The organism is Saccharospirillaceae bacterium (assembly GCA_022448365.1).
Taxonomy (GTDB): Bacteria; Pseudomonadota; Gammaproteobacteria; order Pseudomonadales; family Oceanobacteraceae; genus Bacterioplanoides.
Genome location: JAKVCS010000003.1, coordinates 437,078 through 459,578, shown reverse-complemented (window position 1 = coordinate 459,578; position 22,501 = coordinate 437,078). Strand labels below are relative to the sequence as shown.

Sequence of the window (22,501 nt, the reverse complement as noted above, 5' to 3'; positions counted from 1 at the left end):
GCTCATGTCGTCTCACTATCGCTTGCCGGATGTTCAGAGTTTAACCCGTGCTGAAAAACAGAAGCTATGGACGGTTCTTGGCTCGGAGTTATCGCCTTTTACGTTAAAGGTGGTTAATTATCTGCAGTATATGGGGGTGCCTTTTCGCCTGTTATACGAGCAGGGGAATACCTTCGATAATATTCGTGGGCAGATTAATAAAATGGCGCTGGTGGCAGGAATTAAACCACTGACCTGGCCTAGCATAGACGATAAAGACGAATACCCGCTGGTGCCGTATGTTTTTGGCCCGGCGGGTGAAGCGCTATTCGACTCAACCGCCATTGCCGATTGGTTTGAACGTCAGCAAACTCAGTTGGCGATTAAGCGGTCGGTATTCCCCGCCAGACATCACGCCGCATTAAACTGGTTACAAAGCCTCATCGAAGAATTTTTTGATGATTGGGGGTTGTATCTGGTACATCACAATCGTTGGAAGGTTGCTGCGATAGAAAATGATGCGGGTCAGCGTCTGGGTCGTGAGCTGCGTTCGATTGTGGGGCCATTGCAAATTCTTGTTGCACGTTTCTTCAGTGCCCGCCAGATTCGACGCTTGCCATATCTTTTTAGTGTTGCTCCGAATGCTTATCGTATTGCGGGGTGTCCTGATGAACGTCAGCCTCCGGCGCACAAAGACTTCCCGGCAACGCATGCGTTGTTGGAGGCTTCTTTTTTGCGGGTGTTACAGGCGTTAGAAACGATTTTCAGTCATCGTGCTTACCTGTTTGGTGACTGCTATTCACTCGCGGACGCCAGTATCTACGGACAGTTGGGAATGAATTTACCGGACCCAGAGGCCGCGCGATGGATTGAATCCCATGCGCCGAATACGTATGCGTGGTTGTTGCGCATGGCGGCACTCGATTTTTCCCAGGCGATTTCCGATGCCCCGGCCCGTTGGTTTGATGATTTACAGCCGTTACTCGCAGAAATCAGCCGCGTCTATCTGCCACTCATGCAACAAAATGAGGCAGCTTATCTGAATTACAAATTACAGGGGCAGACGTTGTTTAATGAAGGTGCTTTCTGGAAAGGGGAGGCTATTTACGCTGGTGAGATTGATGGTACGCCATTCAAATCAGTGGCTAAGAGTTTTCAGGTACAAACCTGGCAACGGCTTAAACGTCAGTTTCACAACCTCAGCAGCAAGGATCAAGATTGGTTATCCGAAAAACTCAATACCAGCGGATTAATGCCCGCCCATGCGATTCAGGCCAGTGGCGAACTGGTTTAAAATTGCCGTTATTTAGGCGTTATCAGCTGCGGTGCCGTAACAGGCTGGCCAGTTCATCTTTGAGGTCTTACATGTGCGTTTATTAATTGTTGATGCGATGAATCTGATTCGTCGGATCTACGCTGCTGCTCCTCCGGGCGAGTTACAGATTGAAGCAACCCAAAGCCGTTGTTTGAGTGCCATTGCACGTAATGCAGAACAGTTTCACGCCAGTCACGTAGCGATGGTGTTTGAACAAAAATGCCAGACCTGGCGTCATCAACTGTATCCAGACTATAAACTGAACCGTCCACCAATGCCGGAGGCGTTGCACCATCAGCTGGAACAGCTGACTCAGTATTTTCAAAAAAATGGCCTGAGATGCATCGATATGGCGGGTTGGGAAGCGGACGATGTCATTGCAACTCTGGCCAACAAAGCAGCCTTTGCCGGATTGGAAGTGATGATCTTATCGACCGATAAGGGATTCTGTCAGTTGGTTAATAGCCGTATCCAGGTTCGCAACCATTTTGATCGTTTTACTTACGATGAGCAGATGGTCGAGCAGAAATTCGCCCTTCAGCCACGGCAACTCGTGGATTATTGGGCATTAACCGGAGACAGTACTAATCACCTGCCGGGTGTTACCGGCATTGGTCCGAAAACAGCGGGCCATCTGTTGGATCAGTTTGGGTCACTTGATCACTTGTTGGCCTGCCTTGATCAGTTGGATACCAAACAACAGACGCGACTCGAGCAGCACTGGCGGGATGCTATTCTCACCCGCATCCTGGCGAGTCTTCGGCTCGATGTACCTTTGGGGATTAATCTCAGTGATCTGCGCTGGTGAAGCCGCAAAGTGTGTACCCCGGACATCAGCCTTGATACTCGTCATTGTTATCGGTTGGCCTTTTCCTTAAAATCCGCAGCGTTTTTCTTCATCACTGAGTCTGATTATGAGCATCGAAGCAGTTCTTGCCGAAATTAATGATTTTCTTGGTTGCGAAACCCCGCACAGCTGGGTGGAGCGTGCGCTGCAGGAACAGGAAATACTGCTGATTGATCATGCGAACTGTGAAAAGAAGGCCGCGAGCACAGCAATGAATCTGCTTTACAAGCATATTGAGCGTGAAGATCTGCTGAAGAAAATGAGCCAGCTGGCGCGCGAAGAGCTGCTGCATTTTGAGCAGGTAGTCAACATTATGAAGGAGCGTGGCATCCAGTACCGCCACGTTTCATCGTCCCGATACGCTTCTGGTATGCGTGATGCTGTGCGCAAAGGTGGTACTGAGGAACTCATCGATGTACTGATTGTGGGTGCTTTTATTGAAGCCCGCTCGTGTGAACGATTCGCCAAGCTGGCACCGTTTCTGGATGCCAAGCTGGAGAAGTTTTATCGTTCATTGCTACGCTCGGAAGGTCGTCATTATCAGGACTATCTTGCACTGGCCGCTCAGTATTCCAGTGAACCGATTGATGAACGAGTTCAAATGTTCCGGGAACTGGAACGAGGCTTAATCGAAACCCCTGATGAAGAGTTTCGCTTTCACAGTGGTATTCCCACGGCAGCCTGAGCTTTAGGCTGTGCTGGCGTCGTGCTGGTGGTTCTCACTGGAACGAATAATTTTGAGACAATCTTCGGCGATTTGGTGGTATTCCTGATCGTCGATTACTCTCGCCTCAAGATCTCGTTGGGCTTGCCCCAGACGGGATTTAGCATCTTTAAAGTCGGTGTAACGTCGATTGGATTCTAATGCGGATAATACTGCGGCAGACGTCATTGTCAGTTCTCTCCCTTCTTGTTGTCTTCCCCAGAATAGAGCAAAACACTGCGGCTGCAATCCTTTAGTTGTATATTTTTTGAGCCATTTGGTTGAGTTGTTTGGGCATTGCTGACAAAGAACGTGTTTAAGTGGGTGTTGCCGTTTTTAACGAATGATTGACCTTTGATTGGGCCTGTGTGTTTTCAGCTATTATTTATCGGATCGACTGATGTAACATTGCGTGCCAGTTTCGGATCCTGTGTCCGTGAACGAAATTGTATCGATCTAAGAGAGCAGTAATGACGTTTATTCGTGACTCCCTGAAACCATGGTCTTTCCCGGTAAAAAGCGGTCATCATATTCAGCGTTTAACGGGATATGAGCGGCCCGGTCAGTGCGGTGATATGCCGCAACTTCATTTTCTGCATGGCAATGGATTTTGTGCCACTACTCTGGCTGCGGTTGCTGAGCAGATGCCAACAGGAACTCAGCTTTGGTTAACAGATTTGCCCGGACATGGAGGGTCCGAACAGCCCAAACATCGTATGCCAGACTGGCAGGCAATGGCCGCCGCAGTCGCGGATGCGTTACGTCAAAATAATCCGGCCGGAAAGCCGGTAGTGGGCATTGGCCACTCCATGGGAGGCGTGATGACATTGTTGGCAGCGGCCCGCGATCCAAAATTATTCAGTCGGATCATTCTTCTCGATCCGGTGCTGTTTTCACCAGAAATTGTATTAGCGCAGCAGATATCACGCACAACTGGTATCTGGAAGCGCAGTGCATTGGTGCGCTCGGTAACCAATCGTCGGCAATCCTGGCCTGATCAGGAAGCCATGTTTAATGAGTTAAAAGAAAAGGGCCTTTATCGTAACTGGCGAGAAGATGTTCTGAAGGCATTTGTTGAAGACGGTAGTCAGTGTCGCGATGGTGAGTGTACCCTGAGCTGCAATCCGCGTTGGGAAGGCGCTATTTTCGGGTCTTATCCACGAGGTCTCTGGCACGCCGTTCGCCAGATTAAAATACCGGTTGATATTCTGGTTGCAAATGACAGTTACGGGTTTATTCAGCGGTCTGCGCGCCGCGCAGCGCGGGTAAACAGTAATATCCGTTGGCAGATGTTTGGTAACAGCCATTGTTTCCCGATGGAGCAACCGCAGCAAACTGCCGAAAAAATACTGGAACTGTTGAAGCTTGATTGACGCAGCTAGTTGGTTCCTCTGATATTGGGTAAATACGCCAATTGAGCCTATCTCAGATAAAGCTTGTAAAACCTTTGTCAAACAAAGGGGTGTAAGCTATGGTGGATTTACCTTTTTATTCAAGAGAGAAACGAGTAAGACCTTATGAACATGGAGATTCAGGCGGCGCTGGATGTCGCTGATGAAACTGATTCATTTCTTCAGATTACTGATGTGATCTATGACAAAGAAGCGGATCAGGGATACGAATCGCTCAGCCTTGCTGAAAAAGTAGTGTTTTGTATCGACCATTTGCTTCGCGAAATGGAAAACGGGGGTTTTGTGCAGTTCATCCACCACGATGTTGGTGCCAAAGCCGATGACACGTTGCTGGCGTTGGAAGCCATTAAGGCCAAAGAGGCCTTCGGCTTACTCGATAAATTAGTCGGTTTCTTTGACAATCGTCATGTACCTATTGATGAAGACGAACGCATCGAGATGTTCGATCATATCGAAAGCGAGCGCGCTGACGATATCGCTGAACTCGATGATCGCTTTTATGATGCCGGTGAAAATCTGGTCGAGCTGACGCTAAAGTTTGTCGCGAAAAATCTGAAAGAATTCCGCTGATTTTGGACTGTATTGTTGTCTGGCCCTGCTGCTCGATGCACCAGGGCCTTTTGTGTTACTGACGAGTTTATGCACTGGATAAAAAACCGCCTTAACAGCTTTGGCTGTGCTTTCAACGGTCTATGGACTCTGTTCCGCACCGAAACTCACGCGCAGATTCACTTGCTGGCTGTCGTTGTGGTGGGCATCGCCGGGTTCCTCACTGGGCTGGGTCGCTGGGAATGGCTGGTTGTTATCCTGACAATCACGTTGGTTTTGGCACTGGAGGGTATGAATACCGCTTTAGAAGCACTGGCAGATGCAATACATCCGGAACATCATCCTCTTATAGGTAAAGCCAAAGATGTGGCTGCCGGAGCCGTGTTGCTGTCTGCAATCGGAGCTTTGGTTGTTGCTGTTGTGGTGTTTTTACCCCACTGGATGTAAGTGCTTTTCAGGCTGTATTGATCCACACGTTGATTGTACGGATCGGCAAGATAGTGCTTGCATTTGTACCGGGTGGTAACTATAAAGGCGGCTGCGAACGTTCTACTGATAACAACAAACATAAAGGATTCTCACATGATGCGTTTTCTCATGAGCCTGGCTCTGGTTCTCAGTTTATCCCCCCTGGCATCCGCGAAAGAGGTTGCTGGTGTTAAAGTGGCCGAAACACTTTCTGTCGATCAACAGCAGCTGGTGCTGAACGGTGTTGGCATTCGTACCAAGTTCTTTATGGATATTTACGTGGCGTCATTGTATTTGCCAAAAACCAATCGAAATGCCGAGGAAATCATTGCTGCTGATGAACCAATGGCGATTCGTCTGCAGATCGTCTCAAGTATGATTAACTCCAAGCGTATGTCGGATTCCACCCGCGACGGTTTTGTTCGTTCGACTGGCGGTAACGTTGCGCCAATCGAAGCCGAAGTGGAAGAGCTGATCACCGCATTTCAGGACGCGGTAGAAGAGGGTGATACTTTTGATCTGGTGTATGAGCCAGGTTCCGGTGTCACTGTGTATCGTAACGGTGAGTCTAAATCCAACGTAAAAGGACTGAAATTCAAGCAGGCGCTGTTTGGAATCTGGTTGTCGGAAGACCCGATTCAGAATCGCTTGAAAGATAACATGCTCGACAGCTGATTGAGCCAGCGTCGACCACTCTGGTTTGAATCAAGGTTCAGACTGGTGACAAACCCCGGCTTTTAGCTGGGGTTTGTTGTATCAGGGCGTTGGTTGTTTATCGCTTTAAAGGAGTTCACCCAAGTTTTTGATACAATACAGGCTATCGAAAACCGATAACTAACGTGCCGTTTGTTAATTTGTCCAAGGCGAGTGATGGGAGTTCGACTATCATCAATGGATCGCCTTTTTGGTTGTCTGCAGAAGAGTAAGGGAAACCATGAACGCAGCAGAGTCATTGCCAGATCTCCTAGCCGATCGATTGCCGCTGTTGGTGGTTGATGATGACGAATCGGTGATACAAGTGACTCGTCTGGTACTGTCACGATTCCGGTTTCAGGGAAAAAGCCTTGAAATCATCGAAGCCCGGAGTGCTAATGAGGCCAGGACTCTACTGAAGCAACGACCTGACATTGCCGTGATACTGCTGGATGTCGTGATGGAGACCGATGATGCAGGCTTGCGTCTGGTCGAAACCATTCGTAATGATCTGAAAAATCATACCACCCGAATCTTGCTGCGCACCGGTCAGGCAGGGTATGCACCTGAACACGAAGTGATCCAGAACTACGACATTAACGACTACTTGCCGAAAGCGGACGTTACGCAGAATCGTTTGTTCTTCTCCCTGACGACTGCATTGCGTGGCTATCGCGATATTCTGACGGCCGAGTATCTTGGCAGTCGGGTGGCTCAGGCGGATAAGGCATCCTTAGCCAAAACTCAGTTTCTGGCACATATGAGTCATGAAATCCGGACTCCGTTAAGCGGCTTGCTTGGAACGGTACAGCTGCTGTCAGATACCAACATGAGTGAAGAGCAGCGACATCTCATTAAAGATCTCGACTACACCACCGAAGCGTTATTGGGCATTATCAATGACGTTCTGGATGTGTCGAAAATCGAGGTTGGTAAACTGGAGCTGGACATTTCTACCTTTGCTGTCAGAAAACTGATCGAGAAGGTTAGCGCGATTTTTTCAGCCAATATGCAGCGGAAAAATATCCGGTTCTATTTTGATGTTGCAGAGGCTTCGGACTTGTATGTCTCGGGCGATAGCCTGCGTATTCAGCAAATCCTGATGAATTTTCTCAGTAATGCCTATAAGTTCACGCCAGAAGGAGGTGAGGTCTCTATTCGGGTGTCGTACACCGATGGTGATCGTTGCCTGTATTTTCAGGTAAAGGATAATGGCATTGGCATCAGCACCGACCGGATTAACCAGATATTTGATGCTTACGAGCAGGAAAGCCCGGCAACTGCGGGTGAGTTTGGTGGTACCGGGTTAGGGCTGAGTTTGTGTCGCAGCCTTGCCCAGTTAATGAGTGGTGAAGTCGGGGTCGAGAGTGACGAAGGGTGTGGCAGTTGTTTCTGGCTCCGTTTGCCTTTAATTGCCGCAGCAGACAATAGATCAGGGCCGGACCATAGTCGAACCTTAGTGGCAGCCAATATTGTATTGTGTGAAGACGATGTCACCAGTCGTAAAGTGATTACCCGTTTGCTGGAGAAACGCGGTGTGCAAGTAATGGCCTATGAAAATGGCCAGAGAATGCTGGACGATAATCAGTTTCTGGTTTGTGATGCGTTAATTCTGGACTGCCATATGCCGGTTAAAGATGGATTCAGTGCGGCTCGCGAAGTTCGTGCTCTGGGTTTTCAAAAACCGATTATTGCTTTAACGGCCGGAGTAAGTGAGGGAGAACGTCAGATCTGTTTTGATTCAGGCATGGACCTGGTTCTTGCAAAGCCTATCGATGCCAACAAGCTGTTCGATACACTGGCGCAGCTGCTGTCTGATAAAGCAAACACTGCGGGCTGATGTTTCCCACTCGGCTACAACTGTAATAACCAGTGTCCCTGATCGATAAAGAATACCAGGAAATAAAACATCAGGCCTGCTGGGGCAAACATCAGGGTAAATGCCAGAATCGGAATTAAAATCCAGATGTTAATGCCGTGCTCCAATGCGTGTTGGCTGATTAAAATACCGACCAATAAATCAAACGCCAGATAGTGAATCCAGCCTGCCAGTGCGGCTCTTGGTGCTTTGAATAACGACATCATCCCTGATAGGGTTTTAAAGTGCCCTTTCGGTTGCTCACCCTCAAGTTCATGCCGCTTACCTAAAAATATCAGATAAAAATACAATACAGATAAGCCAAAAATCACCAAAGTAAATAACACCTGATGGATCTGGTCGCGATAACTACCGACGAACAGACTTACCAGTAAAGCAAGCCAGGCGACCAGAGTAATCCGATTGGCGAGGGAGAATATTCGGGAATAAACCGTCATAACAACAAGCATCTTTTTGCTAAAGGGTAATTGTTACTCAACCGTTCTTCATGGTAGTAACGCAATATTGCTCAGGCCAGTTGCCTGACCTGAGCGGGTTAACAGAATTGCTGTCGAAACAGTGATCAGATTTTATCGCAGCGAATGTCGTAAATAGGACCAACACCCGTCATGTGCAGATTATAGAATTTCTGACCATCGTAATCCTGGCGAAAACTGGTGTACTGGAAGCGGCAGCGGCCATCCGGATGGGTCATTGTTACAATACCCCGAATGCTCTTACCCGTAACAATACCGGTAAGCGGGTGGCGCTGTGTTGACCAATCGTTGCTGGTGAAATATGCATCGTTGAGCGTTTCTTTCCAGCCCCAGTTGCTGGCCCATTGTTTGGCAGATTTTAGAGCCTGCTGTTTCTGAGCGCGGTCAGACAATCCTTCAGCCGGTAAATTACGTTGCTCGGTAGCTGCTTTTTCTTTTTCTTCTGCCTGGCGAATAAATTCCTCTTTTATCGCTTTGAAATAACCAGCCATCGCGGTATCAATATTTTTCTGTTTTTCCTTGCTTGCCAGTAGCTGGCGAACGTATGCCTGGTTATTGGAGTACAGATTGTACTTACTGTGCTTACCCCAATCGTCGCGTCCAAGACCACCGGAATTGGAAAAGGTATAAATCAATACGCCATCTTTGATATCAAACAGATAATAGCTAGAGGCATGTCGGTATACATCAACACCGATAATCGAGCTTTCATTCGGTAAAAATTCATAGCGGTCGACACCACATTTTTCACATGGTTTGATATCAATCGATTTCTTACCCTCTGAATTAAAAGTGATTTCATAGGTTCGCTGCGGACGCCCGAGATGATTCATGGGCGCAGCCAGGTGATAGGTACCAGCAGCATGGCTCAGTTCGCCAACTTCCTGATTCATAATCTTCTCCGACAATGCCAGAGAAAACGCGGTAATTTTTTCGCGGTTTGTATTGCGCGCCGTTTCCGGGTTTTTAGAGTAGATGTTGGCGTGAGCGATGCTGGTCCAGACAGCTCTTCCCAGTTCTTTATCCGGCTGTACCACAACGAAGCTGTCGTCATCATAGCGAATCAGATAAAGCCCCATCACCATAAAAATATCAGTTCCCAGGGTCTTTGACGGCTCTTCCTGATAGGTGTAAACCGCAGGAGGACAACCCTTACAGGCTGCGGCTGCCAGTATTTTACGACCATTGAGTTCACCGTATTGAATCATCAGCTTCTGCTGGCCCCGTTCCGGTGTACCTAACTGGTAAATACCATCAATAGCCTCTTTGCTGGGGGCGGCGTTGCTGCTGATACTTATCAGTGCGAGTGTCAGGAAACAGGTAAACGAGCAAACGAGTGAGCGAGTGAGAGAAGTAATACTGAGCGGAAAAGCGGTCATAACCAGTCCTTTGAATTATATCATTTCGGTGTAAGAGTCGCCGTTTTTTGTACTAAACTCAAGACATCGCTGAATAAAAACATTCCTCTCAGTAACCCGTCGAGGTGCGTATGCGAATCGGTGTGCCGAAAGAAGTCAAAAATCACGAATATCGTGTTGGACTGACACCAAACAGTGTGCGTGAGCTGGTGCATCATGGTCATGAAGTTGCGGTCGAACACGATGCCGGTAAAGCCATCGGATTTCGTGACGAGGATTATCTGGCCAGCGGCGCAATGGTAATGAACAGTGCCACCGACGTGTTTGAGTTTGGCCATCTGATCATCAAAGTGAAAGAACCCCAGCCTCAGGAAGTACCGTTGCTCAACAAGCAGCACACGTTATTTACCTATCTGCATCTTGCCCCAGATCAACAGCTGACCCGGAAGCTAATGCATTCCGGAGCGATCTGCATCGCCTATGAAACCGTAACCGATGCGTCAGGGCGACTGCCTTTATTAGCGCCGATGTCGGAAATCGCTGGTCGAATAGCGGTTCAGGCGGGCGCACGCAGTCTGGAGATGGAAGCCGGGGGCCGTGGTGTTCTGTTATCCGGAGCGCCGGGCGTCCCCGCAGGCAATGTGCTGGTGATTGGTGGTGGAGTTGTGGGTCGTAATGCGGTGGCGATTGCTGTCGGTATGGGTGCACGGGTAACGGTGTTGGATACCTCAATGCAAACCCTGCGTGAACTCGATCAGCAGTACGGTAATCGTATTCAGACGCTGAATTCTACCCGCACAGCACTCGATGAATGCTTACCCCAGGCGGATCTGGTGATTGGCGCGGTATTAATTCCGGGTTCGGCAGCACCTAAGCTGGTGCGCCGTATACACCTTGAGTCGATGAAGCAGGGGGCCGTGATTGTTGATGTGGCCATTGATCAGGGGGGGTGCGTTGAGACGGCGCATCCCACGACTCACAGTGACCCGACCTTTGTAGAAGAGGGGGTCGTACACTATTGTGTTGCCAATATGCCCGGCGCGGTGGCGCGTACATCAACCCAGGCATTAAACAATGCCACATTGCCGTTTGTGCTGGCGCTGGCCAATAAAGGTGCCAAAGCGGCGATGCTGGATGATCCGCATTTATTGCAGGGTCTGAATATCTGGCAGGGCCAGCTAACCGTGGCGGAAGTGGGCGAGGCACAGAATATTGAAGCGGTTGATCGGTTGGTTGCTATTTCATGATTTTTTGCCGCTTTTAATAGTCGGTTAAGCGCCTGATTTGTTACCCTTGCAGAAGAAAAATCTGCTGTCAGGGAACGCATGTTTCACCTCTATCATTCGAACGATCTCGATGTCTTACTCGGCATTTTGGTTAAGCTTATGGCCGACCAGCCGCCACCACCGTTTGAGCAGGAAGCCATTCTGGTTCAGAGCCAGGGCATGGCCCACTGGCTGAAGTTGCAACTGGCTGATGGTCTGGGCGTCGCAGCACAAATCGACTTCCCGTTACCCTCGAGTTTTGTCTGGAAAATCTTCAACCAGTTAAAGCCGGAATTACCCGAGCGGTCTCACTTCGAAAAGCAAGCGATGTCGTGGAAACTGATGCGCTTACTGCCAACGTTGATTGATGACCCGAATTATCAAGCGATTCGCCATTATCTCGAAGACGACACTTCCGGTCTTAAGTGTTATCAGCTGGCGCATAAAATTGCTGACGTATTTGACCAGTATCTGGTGTATCGCCCGGACTGGTTATTAAACTGGGAAATGGGTCAGGACCAGGTGCCAGATACCGATGTCAATCGCCACCCCTGGCAACCGCATTTATGGCGAGAGCTGATAAAGGACAGCGAACGCTTGGGTCATTCACTAGAGCATCGTGCGTCGCTGTTGCAACAGCTGGAATCCTTGGTGCGGGAATATCCTGAGCGGTTAAATAATCTGCCAAAGCGCTTATTTGTGTTTGGCATTGCTGCTTTGCCCGGCAGTTATTGGGATGTATTGCAGGCAATTTCCTCCGTAATTGATGTGCACTTTTTTCTACTGAATCCATGTAGAAACTTCTGGGGTGATATCGTCGATGATAAACGCCGGTTACAGATTCTGAAAAAAAAACCGGCAGCAGAACGTTATTTTGAACGTGGTAATCCATTATTAGCTTCCTGGGGCAAACTCGGAAAAGAGTTTTTAACCCTGGTGCACGATAGTGAAATCAGCGATATCGAAGCCTACGTCGAGATGGAAAGCGCTTCAGAACTTTCACTGCTAAAACAACTGCAAAACGATATTTTAACCCTGCAGGATAAGCAAAAAGCCGCCTTTACCGCTGAAGCGTTGGAACACAGTTATTTTAAACAACCCATTGCCGCAGACGATAACAGCATTCAGTTTGTTTCTGCTCACAGCCCGTTAAGAGAAGTACAGCAACTGCATGATCAGTTATTAAGCTGGTTCGAGAATGATAAAAATTTAAAGCCACGCGATATCGTGGTGATGGTGCCGGATATTGACCAGTATGCACCTTATATCGATGCGGTATTTTCCAGCGTTGCCGATCACACCCGGATTCCCTGGGCGATTGCCGACCAATCCATGGTGCAGGAAAACCCGGTCATTGATTCCTGGTTAAAGCTGGTGGGTTTGGCCGAATCGCGTTTATTGATTACCGAAGTGCAGGATTGGCTCGATGTTGCCGCCATTCGCCAGCGTTTTGATGTATCCGAAGACGATGTTGAACAATTAAAAAACTGGTTGCAGCGTGCGGAAATTCGCTGGGGTCTCAACAGCGATCATCGCCAGTCTTTAGGCTTGCCGGGGTTTGAGCAAAACAGTTGGCGCAAAGGGTTAAAACAATTAATGCTGGGGCTGATGTTGCCCGATGATGCCGGTCAGTGGCAGCAGGATTTTCCGGTCAGTGCGGTGGAAGGCAACGACGGTGAATTATTAGGTAAGTTATTAGCCTTGATTGATCAGCTGGAATACTGGCAACAGCGACTGAATCAGCCACACAGCATCCAGCAATGGCAGCAGTTGTTATTGCAACTGACCGATGATTTTTATTTACCCGAGCTTAGCGATAGCGCTTCGCTGCAAAAAGTGAGGGATGCCATTGAGCGCTGGCAGGAAGGGTTATTGGATGCGGCGTTTGATCAACCGTTATCACCCCAGGTGGTACGCAGCTGGTTTGTTGAGCAGTTAGGGCAGCAGGGCGGCTGGCAGCGTTTCTTAGCCGGGCCGGTTAACTTCTGTACTCTGATGCCGATGCGTTCCATCCCGTTTAAAGCGGTGTGTATGTTAGGTATGAACGATGAGGATTATCCGCGCCGTGTTACGCCGATTGGTTTCGATTTGATGGTGTCGGGCAATAGTCGCCGTGGTGATCGTTCGCGCCGGGATGATGACCGTTATTTATTCCTAGAAGCCGTCTGTTCTGCTCAGCAAAAACTCTATGTCAGCTATCGTGGACGCGACGCCCGAGAAAACAGCGAATTACAGCCATCTGTGCTGGTGAGCGAATTACAGGATTATATTTGTGACGGTTATTGTTTAAGCGATCATGCGGATCAGCCGCATAAAAACAGTCGCGAACACCTCTTTAATCATCTGGTGCAGCAACTGCCGTTACAGCCATTTAATCCGGAAAAATATAACGGTTACCAAACCATCTGGGCCGATGTTGCTAATGCAGCTGCCCCGAATTCTGCAAACGAGAATAATCACTCAGAACAGAAAAAAGATTCTCAGAATGCGTTTGTCATTAACAGTTTGCCTATCCCAGATGAAATTAATCAGCAAGAAGTAAACTGGCAAGATGTAAAACAGGCATTGTTAAATCCCTGCAAGTTTTTTGTGCAGCGACGCTTGCGCGCCAATCTCGATATTTATTGGCAACACCACCAAACCGAAGAACCCTTTGTCCCGGATGGTCTGGAACTCTTTCAGCTGCGTCAACAATGGTTACAGCAACAGCTGTCGCAGGCAGTTGATTATCCGGCTGATCAGTCGTTTTTCCTCGAGCAACAACATGCATTAGGAAAACTGCCAGTAAACCGTTTAGGCGCGGTATGGGCGGATGATATTCAGCAGGAAATGACACCGTTAGCACAAACGTTAAAAGCCGAATGTATCTATCCGTTAGATGCTTGTGCGCTGCAATTATCGATTGGTGATCCAGATGCAAAGACGCGAGTTATTGGTGAATTACAGCAGGCCTACCTGGCCGAGGAGAACAATGCGGCTTTGCCGGTGAGTGACTTAAATAATGCTGAAATCATTCGTCATCGGGTCGGTGGCATTCGAGGCCAGCATTTATTAGATGTCTGGCTTGATCTGGTATTAGCAGCAGCGGCACAACCCGGGTTGGTCAGCCATGCCAGTGTTTACGGCGTTGTTAAGGGGAAAGACAAGAAATCATCTACGATTCGTAAACTGGTATTAAAAGCACCGACTCAATTACAGGCACTGGATATTGTAGATCAGTGTTTAACCCTGTATTGGCAATGCTGGCAAGGGCCAGTGGATTTTATTCCGGATTTATTATGGGAAAGTCTGCTACTCAGCCTGTCGGATAAGCTGGATGGTGATGTCGAGCTGATCGAACAGGAACAACAGAAGCTGATGCTGCGTCAGATTAACAGTGAATTTTCACCGCTACACAGCGTGTATATTCAGCGTTGCCTGCCTGAATTGGTTGAACAGCTGAGTCAGCCCGACGGCTTTAGCTGCTGGTATCAGCAACACTATAAATTACTAGCGGACCTACACCAGCATCTCAGTGACGATGAACTGCTGGCGGAGAGTAACTGATGCAAAAGTTAGATATTAATCAGTTTCCGTTAACCGGCCAGTCACTGATTGAAGCCAGTGCCGGTACCGGTAAAACCTTTACCATTACCGCGCTATATAACCGCTTATTGCTGGCCCATAATACCGAATTGCCGCGTTTGGGTTGTGACCAGATTCTGGTGGTAACGTTTACCCGGGCCGCGACGGAAGAATTACGTGGTCGTATCCGTGATCGCATCCGTGACAGCTTTGAAGAATGTTTACGCCTGCAAAATAATTCCGCTGTTAATGATGCGGGGTTTGCTCAGCAATTAACGGATATTGGCGTACAGTCTGAAGGTGTTAACGATTATTCGCAGTTAATGGAGCTTACCACCTGGCTGCAGGCCAACCTGGCACAAATGGATGAAGCGTCGATTTTTACCATTCATGGTTTTTGCCAGCGGATGTTAAAACAATTCGCGTTCGATTCCGGGGTGATGTTTGATGCCGAGCTGGTGTTAGACATTGAAACCTACCTGCAGCAGGCCTGCGAGGATATCTGGCGGTTGCAGTGTTATCACCTCGACAGTGATCAGGGACGTTTTTTATTTAATCGGTACGCCGGACCTGATGCGTTATTGCATAAGTTCCGCAGCTGGTTATCACGACCACACCTGAAGTTTATTCCACAACCTCAAGAGTCCGAGTTTGCAGAGCAATGGCAGTCGCTGAAGTCGCAATATCAGGCGATTCAACAAAGCTGGCAACAGTTAGGCAGTGATAACCTGCAACAACTGCTTACTGACTCTGGCGTTGACAAACGCAGTTACAGCAGTCGGAATTTACCGCGCTGGTTGGAAAAGGCTGGTCATTATTTAACCGGTGAGTTTTATTTACCGGTGCCTGGCGAGCTGGAAAAATTCAGCCGTCGCCAGCTGGAGGAAAAAACCAAAAAAGGCGAACCACCTCAACACCCGTTATTTGACCTGATTGAAGACTACTGTCAGCAAAGCCAGCAGTTAGGCTTACAATTGGATATCGCCTGGTACCAACAGGTTCGCGATCGCTATTTTTATCTCTTAGAGCAGGCGGCTGCGTTAACCCCGGATGATTTATTGCGGTTATTAGTCACGGCGTTACAAGGTGAGCAAGGCGATCAGCTGGCAGCGCAAATCCGCACCAGCTATCCGGTGGCGATGATTGATGAATTTCAGGATACTGACCCGCAGCAATACGAGATTTTCAACCGTATTTACCCGGCGGTTGTGAACGAAAATAAGACTGATTCTGGTGAGACTGGCAGTAATTCAAACACCTACGGCCTGTATATGATTGGTGACCCCAAACAGGCGATTTATGGCTTTCGGGGTGCGGATATTTTTACTTACATGCAGGCAAGGCGTTCGTTATCCGATCAGCAGCGTTACACCCTGGATACCAACTGGCGCAGTCATTCCCAACTCATTGATGCGGTAAATTCTCTATGGCAGCAACATAATAGCCCGTTTGTGTTCGATAAAGATATCGATTTTGTTGCAGTGAATGCCGCTGGCAAACACGATCATAACGCCTTAACTCTGGCGGGTGATTCACCACAGCCGATGCAGTTATGGTTATCGGACGACAGTTTGTCCCGAGCGGAAGGTCATAGTCTGGCGGCGGAACAATGCGCCCAACAAATTGCCGCGTTAATCCGCAGTGAACAGGCCAAACTCGGCGATCAGCCAGTGCAGGCAAAAGATATTGCGGTATTGGTGCGCAGTCGTCGTCAGGCAGGCTGGATTCGTGATGCGCTATCGGAGAAGCAAATAGGCAGCGTGTTTTTAACCCGTGACAGCGTATTCGACAGTCAGGAGGCCATTGATTTATTAGCCTGGTTAAATGCGCTGTTAAATCCATCGGACGAGCGTCTAATCCGTACTGCGCTGGCAACCAAAACTCAGGGGCTTAATGCGGCAACATTAGATGCCATGTTAAACAACGAGAGTCGTTGGGAGCAGGAACTGGAGAAAATCCAGAGCTTTCAGTGGCACTGGAAAAAGCGCGGTATTATGGCTGCTATGATGTTGTGGTTGGAAAGTCCGCTGGGATTAACTGATCAGGACGACATGTCTCTGGCGGTGCGGTTGAAACAATCGCCCCAGGGAGAGCGTTGTTTGACCAATATTCTTCACCTGGGCGAATTATTGCAGTCGGCCAGTCGCCGTTTGCGTGGCCAGCAGGGGCTGGTGCGCTGGTTCGGCGAACGTATTTTTGATCCGGAACGTAACGGTGAAGAAGCACAGTTACGACTGGAAACCGATGCCAATCTGGTGACGATTGTTACCATCCATAAATCCAAAGGCCTGGAATATCCATTAGTCTTTTTGCCGTTTTTATGGGATGACAGCTTTATTCCTCACCAGCTGACCGAAGCGCAATACTATCTCGGTTATAACGAAGAACCGGATTCTGATGAAGTTATTGGTGAAAGTGCGGGCGTGGTCTTAAACCTGGCGCCGGATAGCGACGAAAAGGAACTCGCTATTCGTGATATTAAAGCCGAATACCTGCGCCTGTTATACGTTGCGTTAACCCGTGCAAAATACGGCTGTTATATCTGGCTGATGGATGTGGTGGATGGTCGTTCGAAAAAATCGGCCTTATATAAAAGTGCCATTGGTTATCTGTTACAGCTGGGCAGTGCCGCCAGCCGTGAGCCCATCGACTGGCAACAGATGAAAGATGCCTTTTCTGATAGCAGTCGTTATGTTGGTTCGATGCCGATCTGGCAGCAACAATTAAATACTTCTGCACAAACGGATAGTGACAAAACGGCAGTGCAGGCAAAAATTTTCACAAGCCATTTATACGATAGCTGGCGGGTAAGCAGTTACAGCCAGTTAGCGGGTGATCACTCTGCACCACATGTTCAGACCGATGTTGCCGATTCGCCGGATTGGCAGGACGACGATTTACAGTTATTAGACTGGGAAGCGCAGCAAGATATTGCCGGGGATCGGGCAGCGGTAGACGTAGCCGGTTTAGAAGGCGAAGTACAACAAGCGCAAAACTACGCATTAAGCTTCCCGAAGGGCGCGAACCCGGGTACCTGTTTACACGGTATTCTGGAACACTGGGACTTTAACGATAGCGAAGCATTAATCGAGATTTGCAGCAATCAGCTGCAATATTACGGTTTATCCGATTGCGATGAACAGCAATTGGGCCAATGGTTAACTCAGGTGGTGAATACGCCGTTGTTGGCGCACGAGCAGGAATTTAATCTGTCGCAGCTGACGCAATCGCAGCGCCTGGATGAAATGGAATTTTATCTGCCGCTGGGTAACGGTAATCAGATGCTGACACCTGCCAAAATTAACGCATTAATCGACGGCAAAAAATTAAGCTTTGATGCATTAAACGGGTATCTGAAAGGGTTTATCGATTTAATCTTTATTCATAACGGTCGTTATTATGTCGCTGACTATAAATCCAATCATCTGGGTTATGAGGCGGCAGACTATTCCCATGAACAGTTAGCTTTGTCGATGGCTGATCACGATTACGATTTGCAAGCGTGGATTTATACCCTGGCGCTGGATCGCTTATTACAGCAACGGTTAGCGGATTATGATCCGGAAAAACACCTGGGTGGTGTCTTTTATTTTTACCTGCGTGGCATGATCGACGAATTCCATGACGCAGAGCTGCCGGTTATGCAATCTCCATTAAGTCATCAGCCATTGGATTTATTTACGGACGATGCAGATGATTTTTCTAATCAGCAAGCTGCATTTGATACAACACAGAAATCCGGTGTGTTTTATCAGGCGGTGGATTTGCAACAGCTGCAACGCTGGCGTGATTGTTTTTTTGCCTTTGAGTCATCGGATAGCAACAACGGAGGATGCTTGTGATCAGTGATCAGGATGAGGCTTCAGTGTTGACCGGAACCCAAGAAGACACGCTGGAAAAACTTCAGCAACAATGCCGCGATCTAATTGCCCAGCGCAAATTACGTGAGATTGATCTGCAGTTGGCCCAACAAGTGGTGAGCTACGAACGGGTAACCCAGAACCCAAAGCAGCAAGAACAAGTCATTCAGTTGTATTTTGTTTGTGTGGCGCTTAGTGCATCGCTGGCAAAAGGTCAGGTGTGTTTACCGCTGGATTGCTGTTTTATTCGGGATTTATCCGCTTGGTGGTTAAATACTCCACAGCTGGTTGAGCTGCTGAGCGGTTGTAACAATGTGTTTGTTGTTACAGGTAATTCGTCAGGTGATTCTGAACAGAATTGGAAAAACCAGCCGCTGGTGCTTGATCCCGGGAATGGTATTACCACGCCACGACTGTATCTGGCGCGTTATTATTTTTATGAGCTGGGTGTGTACCAACATATCCGCCAGCGGTTAACGCCTGCCATGAGTCAGGAAGAATTAATCGCCAGCCTGAAACAGCCGCTGCAACAATTATTTCCGGATGCTGCGTTCAGCGATGTAATCGACTGGCAGAATATCGCTGCCGTCAGTGCCTGTACCATGCCGTTTGCGGTGATTACCGGTGGCCCGGGTACCGGTAAAACCACCACAGTCACCAAATTGCTGAGTGCGTTATTAAGCCTGAATCCGTCGATGCATATTGCGTTAGCGGCACCCACCGGTAAAGCTGCCGCACGGATGACTGAGTCTATTCGCGGTGCCAAAATCCGCGAAAGCCAGAACAGTGAAAGTGGCGAATCCGGTTTAGCCCATGCCGATTTAATTCCCGACGACAGTTTTACCCTGCACCGTTTATTAGGCTGGACGCCGCGTGGTTACCGTTACAATCGCGATCATCCGTTACCGTACGATTGTGTGGTGGTGGATGAAGCGTCGATGATTGATTTACCCATGATGCATCACCTGATGTCGGCACTGTCAGCGGACACCCGGTTAATTTTATTGGGCGATCGCGATCAGCTGGCGTCAGTGGAAGCGGGCAGTGTGTTGGCGGATTTATGTGATGCTGGTAACGAACATGGGCCATCGCAGGAATTTGCGCAATTAATGCAGCAACTGACCGGCCAGGATATTTCTGGTTATGTGGAGCACATTGATGGTGGCCAGGGTATCCAGAATGCCGTGGCACAATTGCGGGTGTCACATCGGTTCCATGCCAATAGTGGCATTGGTCGGTTGGCGGCAGCCGTGAATCAGGGCAATTATCACGCTGCCTTAGTGGCGTTCGAAAAATTCCAGGATATTGACCTCCATTGGCACGATGCCAGTATCGATAGTAAAAACTCCAAAACCAGAAAGTTCAAAACCACGGACTTCTGGAAAATCGCCACCGCAAAGGGTTACCAGAATTATTGTAAAACCGTGGCCAAAGGTGATGCAAAGCAGATTATCCAGGCTTTTTCTCAATTTCAGGTATTGGTGGCAACCCGCCAGGGACCGTTTGGTATCGAAGAGGTCAATCGTCAGATTGAATTGTTGTTACGCCCACAGCTGGATAAAAAACATCAATACTCGGGGGCTATGTATCCCGGACGGGCAGTGATGATCAGTCGTAACGATTACGATCTTGGGTTATTTAATGGCGATATTGGTATTCTGGTGGAAGTAGAGAAAGAGGCATCGACACCATCGTCAAAAGCTGGCGGCGGAAATTCTGAACGCGAATTAAAAGCCGCCTTTATGGACAGTAACGGTGAAGTGCGTTTGTTATTACCTAGTCGTTTACCTGAGCATGAAACAGCGTTCGCCATGACCGTGCATAAAAGTCAGGGATCGGAGTTTGATCAGGTCTTTATGGTGTTGCCAACTGCCTGGCAAAGTGTGGTTACCCGCGAGCTGATTTATACCGGAATTACCCGGGCAAAGAGCCATTTTCGCTTATTAACCAGTATGCGCAGCTGGCAGGCGGGATTGTCGTCCAGAGTTGAGCGAGCCAGTGGTTTACGCGATAAACTCTGGAGTTGAGTAAGGTTAAATCTCAATTTTCTGAGGTTACAAATGATGTTTGCAAAATCGAACTGGATAACAAAGCTGGTACTGTACTCAGTATTACTGCTGGTGCTGATCTACGTGTTGCTGACCAGCATTTTACCTCTTATCGCGGTACCTTATGCCGAACGTTGGTTTGCTGACCAGCATCCGGGCCAGGTGTTTACGCTGCAGTCGGTTGAGATTTCGCCGTTACGTGGTCGGGCGACATTAAAGGATTTACAACTGTATCAACCACAGCAGGGCACCATTGAACAGCTTGAGTCGGTATCTTTGGGTAGCTTACAGCTGCACTGGCAACCGATGGCCTTATTTAAAAAACAGATTCTGGCAGAGTTGCAGGTCAGTAATCTGAATGTGAAAGCCTACAACCTACCGGCGATTGGTTTTGAGCAGTTATTTCTGACAGGTGTGGATGTTACCGAACAGAGTCAACAGGTGAGTCGATTAACGCTGTCGGGGTTGCTCATCAAGGGTATAAATCATGAAACGACAGAGGCTGATCAAAAACCGCTACTGAAACTCAATCAATATCAGATTGACGATCTTCGTTTTGATGGGCAGGCATTTCAGCTGGCGACCGGCCTGCATCGTTATAACGGTCTGGTGATGCAGTTAACCAAGCTGGCTGATGGCACTTTTCAGGGAGTACCGATAGCTTCAGCAGCAGTAACCTCTGACGGAGAACAGCCAACGAACAGTGATGGCGTGAGTAATATCAGTAGTAGTGGTGTTTTCATTGATGAGCATGCCGCAAGCAGCGCCCGAACTGATGCTGAAGGAACGATTGCGTCACAGGCAATACCAGAAACACAATTACCGGCACCTCCGTCAACAGATACTCCGGAAAAAGCCCCAGCTAAAACCTTCTCTGTTCAGATTGCCGGTCTGCAACAAAGTGCAAACTCAGTATCCTATTTGCGGTTTACCGATCATTCGGTTACACCCGCAGCGCGCGTGCGCCTGGCGATTCGTAGTGTTGATATCGGTGCTGTTGATAGTAATCAGTTGCAACAGACAACGCCGTTGCAGATTGAACTGGCGTTGGACGAATATAACCGCATCGTCGCCAGCGGTGAGATGGGGCTGGTCAATAATCAGCCGCAAGGGGATATCGAATTGCATGTAGAGCAGCTGAATCTGGTGCCATTTAATGGCTATGTTTCCCAGGCGACCGGTTACCACGTTCAAAAAGGCGTGGTGAAGCTGGATGTGAATCTGGCGATTCATAATGCCAAGATGGACGGACAGGCAGATATCCTGCTGCGAAACAGCGAATTTTTACCTGTCGATGAAGAGACGATTGATCGTGTTGGTAAGCAGATCTCAATGCCACTGGATACCGTGTTGTCAATCTTGCGCGACGACAACAACAATATTGAGCTGAGCATGCCGCTCTCAGGCAATATCAACGATCCGGATGTGGGGTTGGATGATCTTATGCACCAGCTCAGTATGCTGGCCTTAGAGCAAGCGATGACTTATTACCTGAAACAAGCATTACAGCCTTACAGTACCCTGATTTCGCTATCGACTTACGCGGGCGATTATTTATTTGCAATCCGTCTTGATGACTTGTCTTATCAGCCGTTTGTTTCTCAGATAAATGAGGATCAGATTCAGTATCTGAATAAAGTTGCCGAGATGATGACTGATAAAGAAACGCTGGAACTGCATGTCTGCGGTTTTGCCAGTGATGCCGAAGTGCAAGCATTGGCGGAGCAACCGGCTAAAGTTGTTTTGCACAACGTTTCGAATTGGCGGCAACTGGCGCAGAAGCGTTCTGGCAATATCAAAGCCTGGTTTAAGGAGCAGCATCCGGAATTACTGCCTCGCGTGACGACGTGTCAGCCGCAGAAGGGTGAGGAAGCGGTTGTGAGCATGGGGTTCTGAGTAAGCGATTGCTGATACGATTATTTGGCTGTGGGATTTAATCATTTATCGGTTGATAGGTGTATTTCTATAAAAATATACGGAGGTTTATCAATCAGTCATTTGGAAGCTTTTATCGATAATCGAATCAGAGTTCGGTAGTCTTCATAAGTTGTCCGTTATGACTAATAATGAATAAGCGACAGCTAT

The 22,501-nt window shown here is 48.4% G+C and carries 16 protein-coding genes; 13 read left to right on the top strand and 3 right to left on the bottom strand.

Annotated elements, in window-relative coordinates:
* Positions 1-4 precede the first annotated feature (4 nt).
* From MK185_05775 to MK185_05765, 3 genes are all read left to right on the top strand, one after another.
* Positions 5-1,273, top strand: coding sequence for a glutathione S-transferase family protein (locus tag MK185_05775; GenBank protein MCH2040123.1), 1,269 nt, complete (start codon positions 5-7; stop codon positions 1,271-1,273).
* A 73-nt stretch (positions 1,274-1,346) separates the two neighbouring features.
* Positions 1,347-2,102, top strand: a complete 756-nt coding sequence (xni, locus tag MK185_05770; GenBank protein MCH2040122.1) for a flap endonuclease Xni — start codon at positions 1,347-1,349, stop codon at positions 2,100-2,102.
* Positions 2,103-2,208: 106 nt separating this feature from the next.
* Positions 2,209-2,826 carry a tRNA-(ms[2]io[6]A)-hydroxylase gene (locus tag MK185_05765; protein ID MCH2040121.1) on the top strand — a complete coding sequence of 206 codons (618 nt, stop codon included), beginning with the start codon at positions 2,209-2,211 and terminating at the stop codon, positions 2,824-2,826.
* A gap of 3 nt (positions 2,827-2,829) precedes the next feature.
* On the opposite strand, the gene MK185_05760 is transcribed toward MK185_05765, so the two are convergent.
* Positions 2,830-3,033, bottom strand: a complete 204-nt coding sequence (locus MK185_05760) for a hypothetical protein (protein ID MCH2040120.1) — start codon at positions 3,031-3,033, stop codon at positions 2,830-2,832.
* Positions 3,034-3,314: 281 nt separating this feature from the next.
* Here MK185_05760 and MK185_05755 point away from each other — a divergent pair, with 281 nt between their 5' ends.
* The 5 genes from MK185_05755 (at position 3,315) to MK185_05735 (ending at position 7,806) form a co-directional block, all read left to right on the top strand.
* Positions 3,315-4,217: an alpha/beta hydrolase gene (locus MK185_05755; protein ID MCH2040119.1), complete on the top strand. Its 903-nt coding sequence runs from the start codon at positions 3,315-3,317 to the stop codon at positions 4,215-4,217.
* A 144-nt stretch (positions 4,218-4,361) separates the two neighbouring features.
* Positions 4,362-4,826 carry a DMP19 family protein gene (locus MK185_05750; protein MCH2040118.1) on the top strand — a complete coding sequence of 155 codons (465 nt, stop codon included), beginning with the start codon at positions 4,362-4,364 and terminating at the stop codon, positions 4,824-4,826.
* 69 nt (positions 4,827-4,895) lie between these two features.
* Positions 4,896-5,252 carry a diacylglycerol kinase family protein gene (locus MK185_05745; GenBank protein MCH2040117.1) on the top strand — a complete coding sequence of 119 codons (357 nt, stop codon included), beginning with the start codon at positions 4,896-4,898 and terminating at the stop codon, positions 5,250-5,252.
* 135 nt (positions 5,253-5,387) lie between these two features.
* Positions 5,388-5,948 carry a chalcone isomerase family protein gene (locus MK185_05740; protein MCH2040116.1) on the top strand — a complete coding sequence of 187 codons (561 nt, stop codon included), beginning with the start codon at positions 5,388-5,390 and terminating at the stop codon, positions 5,946-5,948.
* Positions 5,949-6,207: 259 nt separating this feature from the next.
* On the top strand, positions 6,208-7,806 hold the full coding sequence (locus MK185_05735; protein MCH2040115.1) for a response regulator: 1,599 nt from the start codon (positions 6,208-6,210) through the stop codon (positions 7,804-7,806).
* Positions 7,807-7,820: 14 nt separating this feature from the next.
* Here the strand turns inward: MK185_05735 and MK185_05730 are convergent, their stop codons facing one another.
* Together MK185_05730 and MK185_05725 are read right to left on the bottom strand one after the other, a co-directional pair.
* Positions 7,821-8,282 carry a DUF4281 domain-containing protein gene (locus MK185_05730; GenBank protein ID MCH2040114.1) on the bottom strand — a complete coding sequence of 154 codons (462 nt, stop codon included), beginning with the start codon at positions 8,280-8,282 and terminating at the stop codon, positions 7,821-7,823.
* 125 nt (positions 8,283-8,407) lie between these two features.
* A complete protein-coding gene (locus tag MK185_05725; protein MCH2040113.1) occupies positions 8,408-9,700 on the bottom strand; it encodes a hypothetical protein in 1,293 nt (430 codons plus the stop codon).
* A 110-nt stretch (positions 9,701-9,810) separates the two neighbouring features.
* Here MK185_05725 and ald point away from each other — a divergent pair, with 110 nt between their 5' ends.
* From ald to MK185_05700, 5 genes are all read left to right on the top strand, one after another.
* A complete protein-coding gene (gene ald / locus MK185_05720) occupies positions 9,811-10,926 on the top strand; it encodes an alanine dehydrogenase (protein MCH2040112.1) in 1,116 nt (371 codons plus the stop codon).
* A 78-nt stretch (positions 10,927-11,004) separates the two neighbouring features.
* The gene (recC, locus tag MK185_05715) at positions 11,005-14,490 is read left to right on the top strand and encodes an exodeoxyribonuclease V subunit gamma (GenBank protein MCH2040111.1); all 3,486 of its coding nucleotides are present in this window, start codon (positions 11,005-11,007) and stop codon (positions 14,488-14,490) included.
* The gene (recB, locus tag MK185_05710; GenBank protein MCH2040110.1) at positions 14,490-18,350 is read left to right on the top strand and encodes an exodeoxyribonuclease V subunit beta; all 3,861 of its coding nucleotides are present in this window, start codon (positions 14,490-14,492) and stop codon (positions 18,348-18,350) included. Before recC ends, recB begins: the two co-directional genes overlap by 1 nt.
* A complete protein-coding gene (gene recD / locus MK185_05705; GenBank protein ID MCH2040109.1) occupies positions 18,347-20,395 on the top strand; it encodes an exodeoxyribonuclease V subunit alpha in 2,049 nt (682 codons plus the stop codon). Before recB ends, recD begins: the two co-directional genes overlap by 4 nt.
* A gap of 33 nt (positions 20,396-20,428) precedes the next feature.
* Entirely contained in the window at positions 20,429-22,312 is a 1,884-nt protein-coding gene (locus MK185_05700) for a DUF748 domain-containing protein (protein MCH2040108.1), read from the top strand.
* Positions 22,313-22,501: the final 189 nt, after the last annotated feature.

Excerpts from the sequence above, each read along its gene's own strand:
- recC (MCH2040111.1), top strand. The coding sequence starts at position 11,005 with ATGTTTCACCTCTATCATTCGAACGATCTCGATGTCTTACTCGGCATT.
- MK185_05730 (MCH2040114.1), bottom strand. The coding sequence starts at position 8,282 with ATGACGGTTTATTCCCGAATATTCTCCCTCGCCAATCGGATTACTCTG.
- MK185_05740 (MCH2040116.1), top strand. The coding sequence starts at position 5,388 with ATGATGCGTTTTCTCATGAGCCTGGCTCTGGTTCTCAGTTTATCCCCC.
- MK185_05755 (MCH2040119.1), top strand. The coding sequence starts at position 3,315 with ATGACGTTTATTCGTGACTCCCTGAAACCATGGTCTTTCCCGGTAAAA.
- MK185_05725 (MCH2040113.1), bottom strand. The coding sequence starts at position 9,700 with ATGACCGCTTTTCCGCTCAGTATTACTTCTCTCACTCGCTCACTCGTT.
- MK185_05775 (MCH2040123.1), top strand. The coding sequence starts at position 5 with ATGTCGTCTCACTATCGCTTGCCGGATGTTCAGAGTTTAACCCGTGCT.
- MK185_05760 (MCH2040120.1), bottom strand. The coding sequence starts at position 3,033 with ATGACGTCTGCCGCAGTATTATCCGCATTAGAATCCAATCGACGTTAC.
- MK185_05765 (MCH2040121.1), top strand. The coding sequence starts at position 2,209 with ATGAGCATCGAAGCAGTTCTTGCCGAAATTAATGATTTTCTTGGTTGC.
- recB (MCH2040110.1), top strand. The coding sequence starts at position 14,490 with ATGCAAAAGTTAGATATTAATCAGTTTCCGTTAACCGGCCAGTCACTG.
- MK185_05745 (MCH2040117.1), top strand. The coding sequence starts at position 4,896 with ATGCACTGGATAAAAAACCGCCTTAACAGCTTTGGCTGTGCTTTCAAC.
- ald (MCH2040112.1), top strand. The coding sequence starts at position 9,811 with ATGCGAATCGGTGTGCCGAAAGAAGTCAAAAATCACGAATATCGTGTT.
- MK185_05735 (MCH2040115.1), top strand. The coding sequence starts at position 6,208 with ATGAACGCAGCAGAGTCATTGCCAGATCTCCTAGCCGATCGATTGCCG.
- MK185_05750 (MCH2040118.1), top strand. The coding sequence starts at position 4,362 with ATGAACATGGAGATTCAGGCGGCGCTGGATGTCGCTGATGAAACTGAT.
- MK185_05700 (MCH2040108.1), top strand. The coding sequence starts at position 20,429 with ATGATGTTTGCAAAATCGAACTGGATAACAAAGCTGGTACTGTACTCA.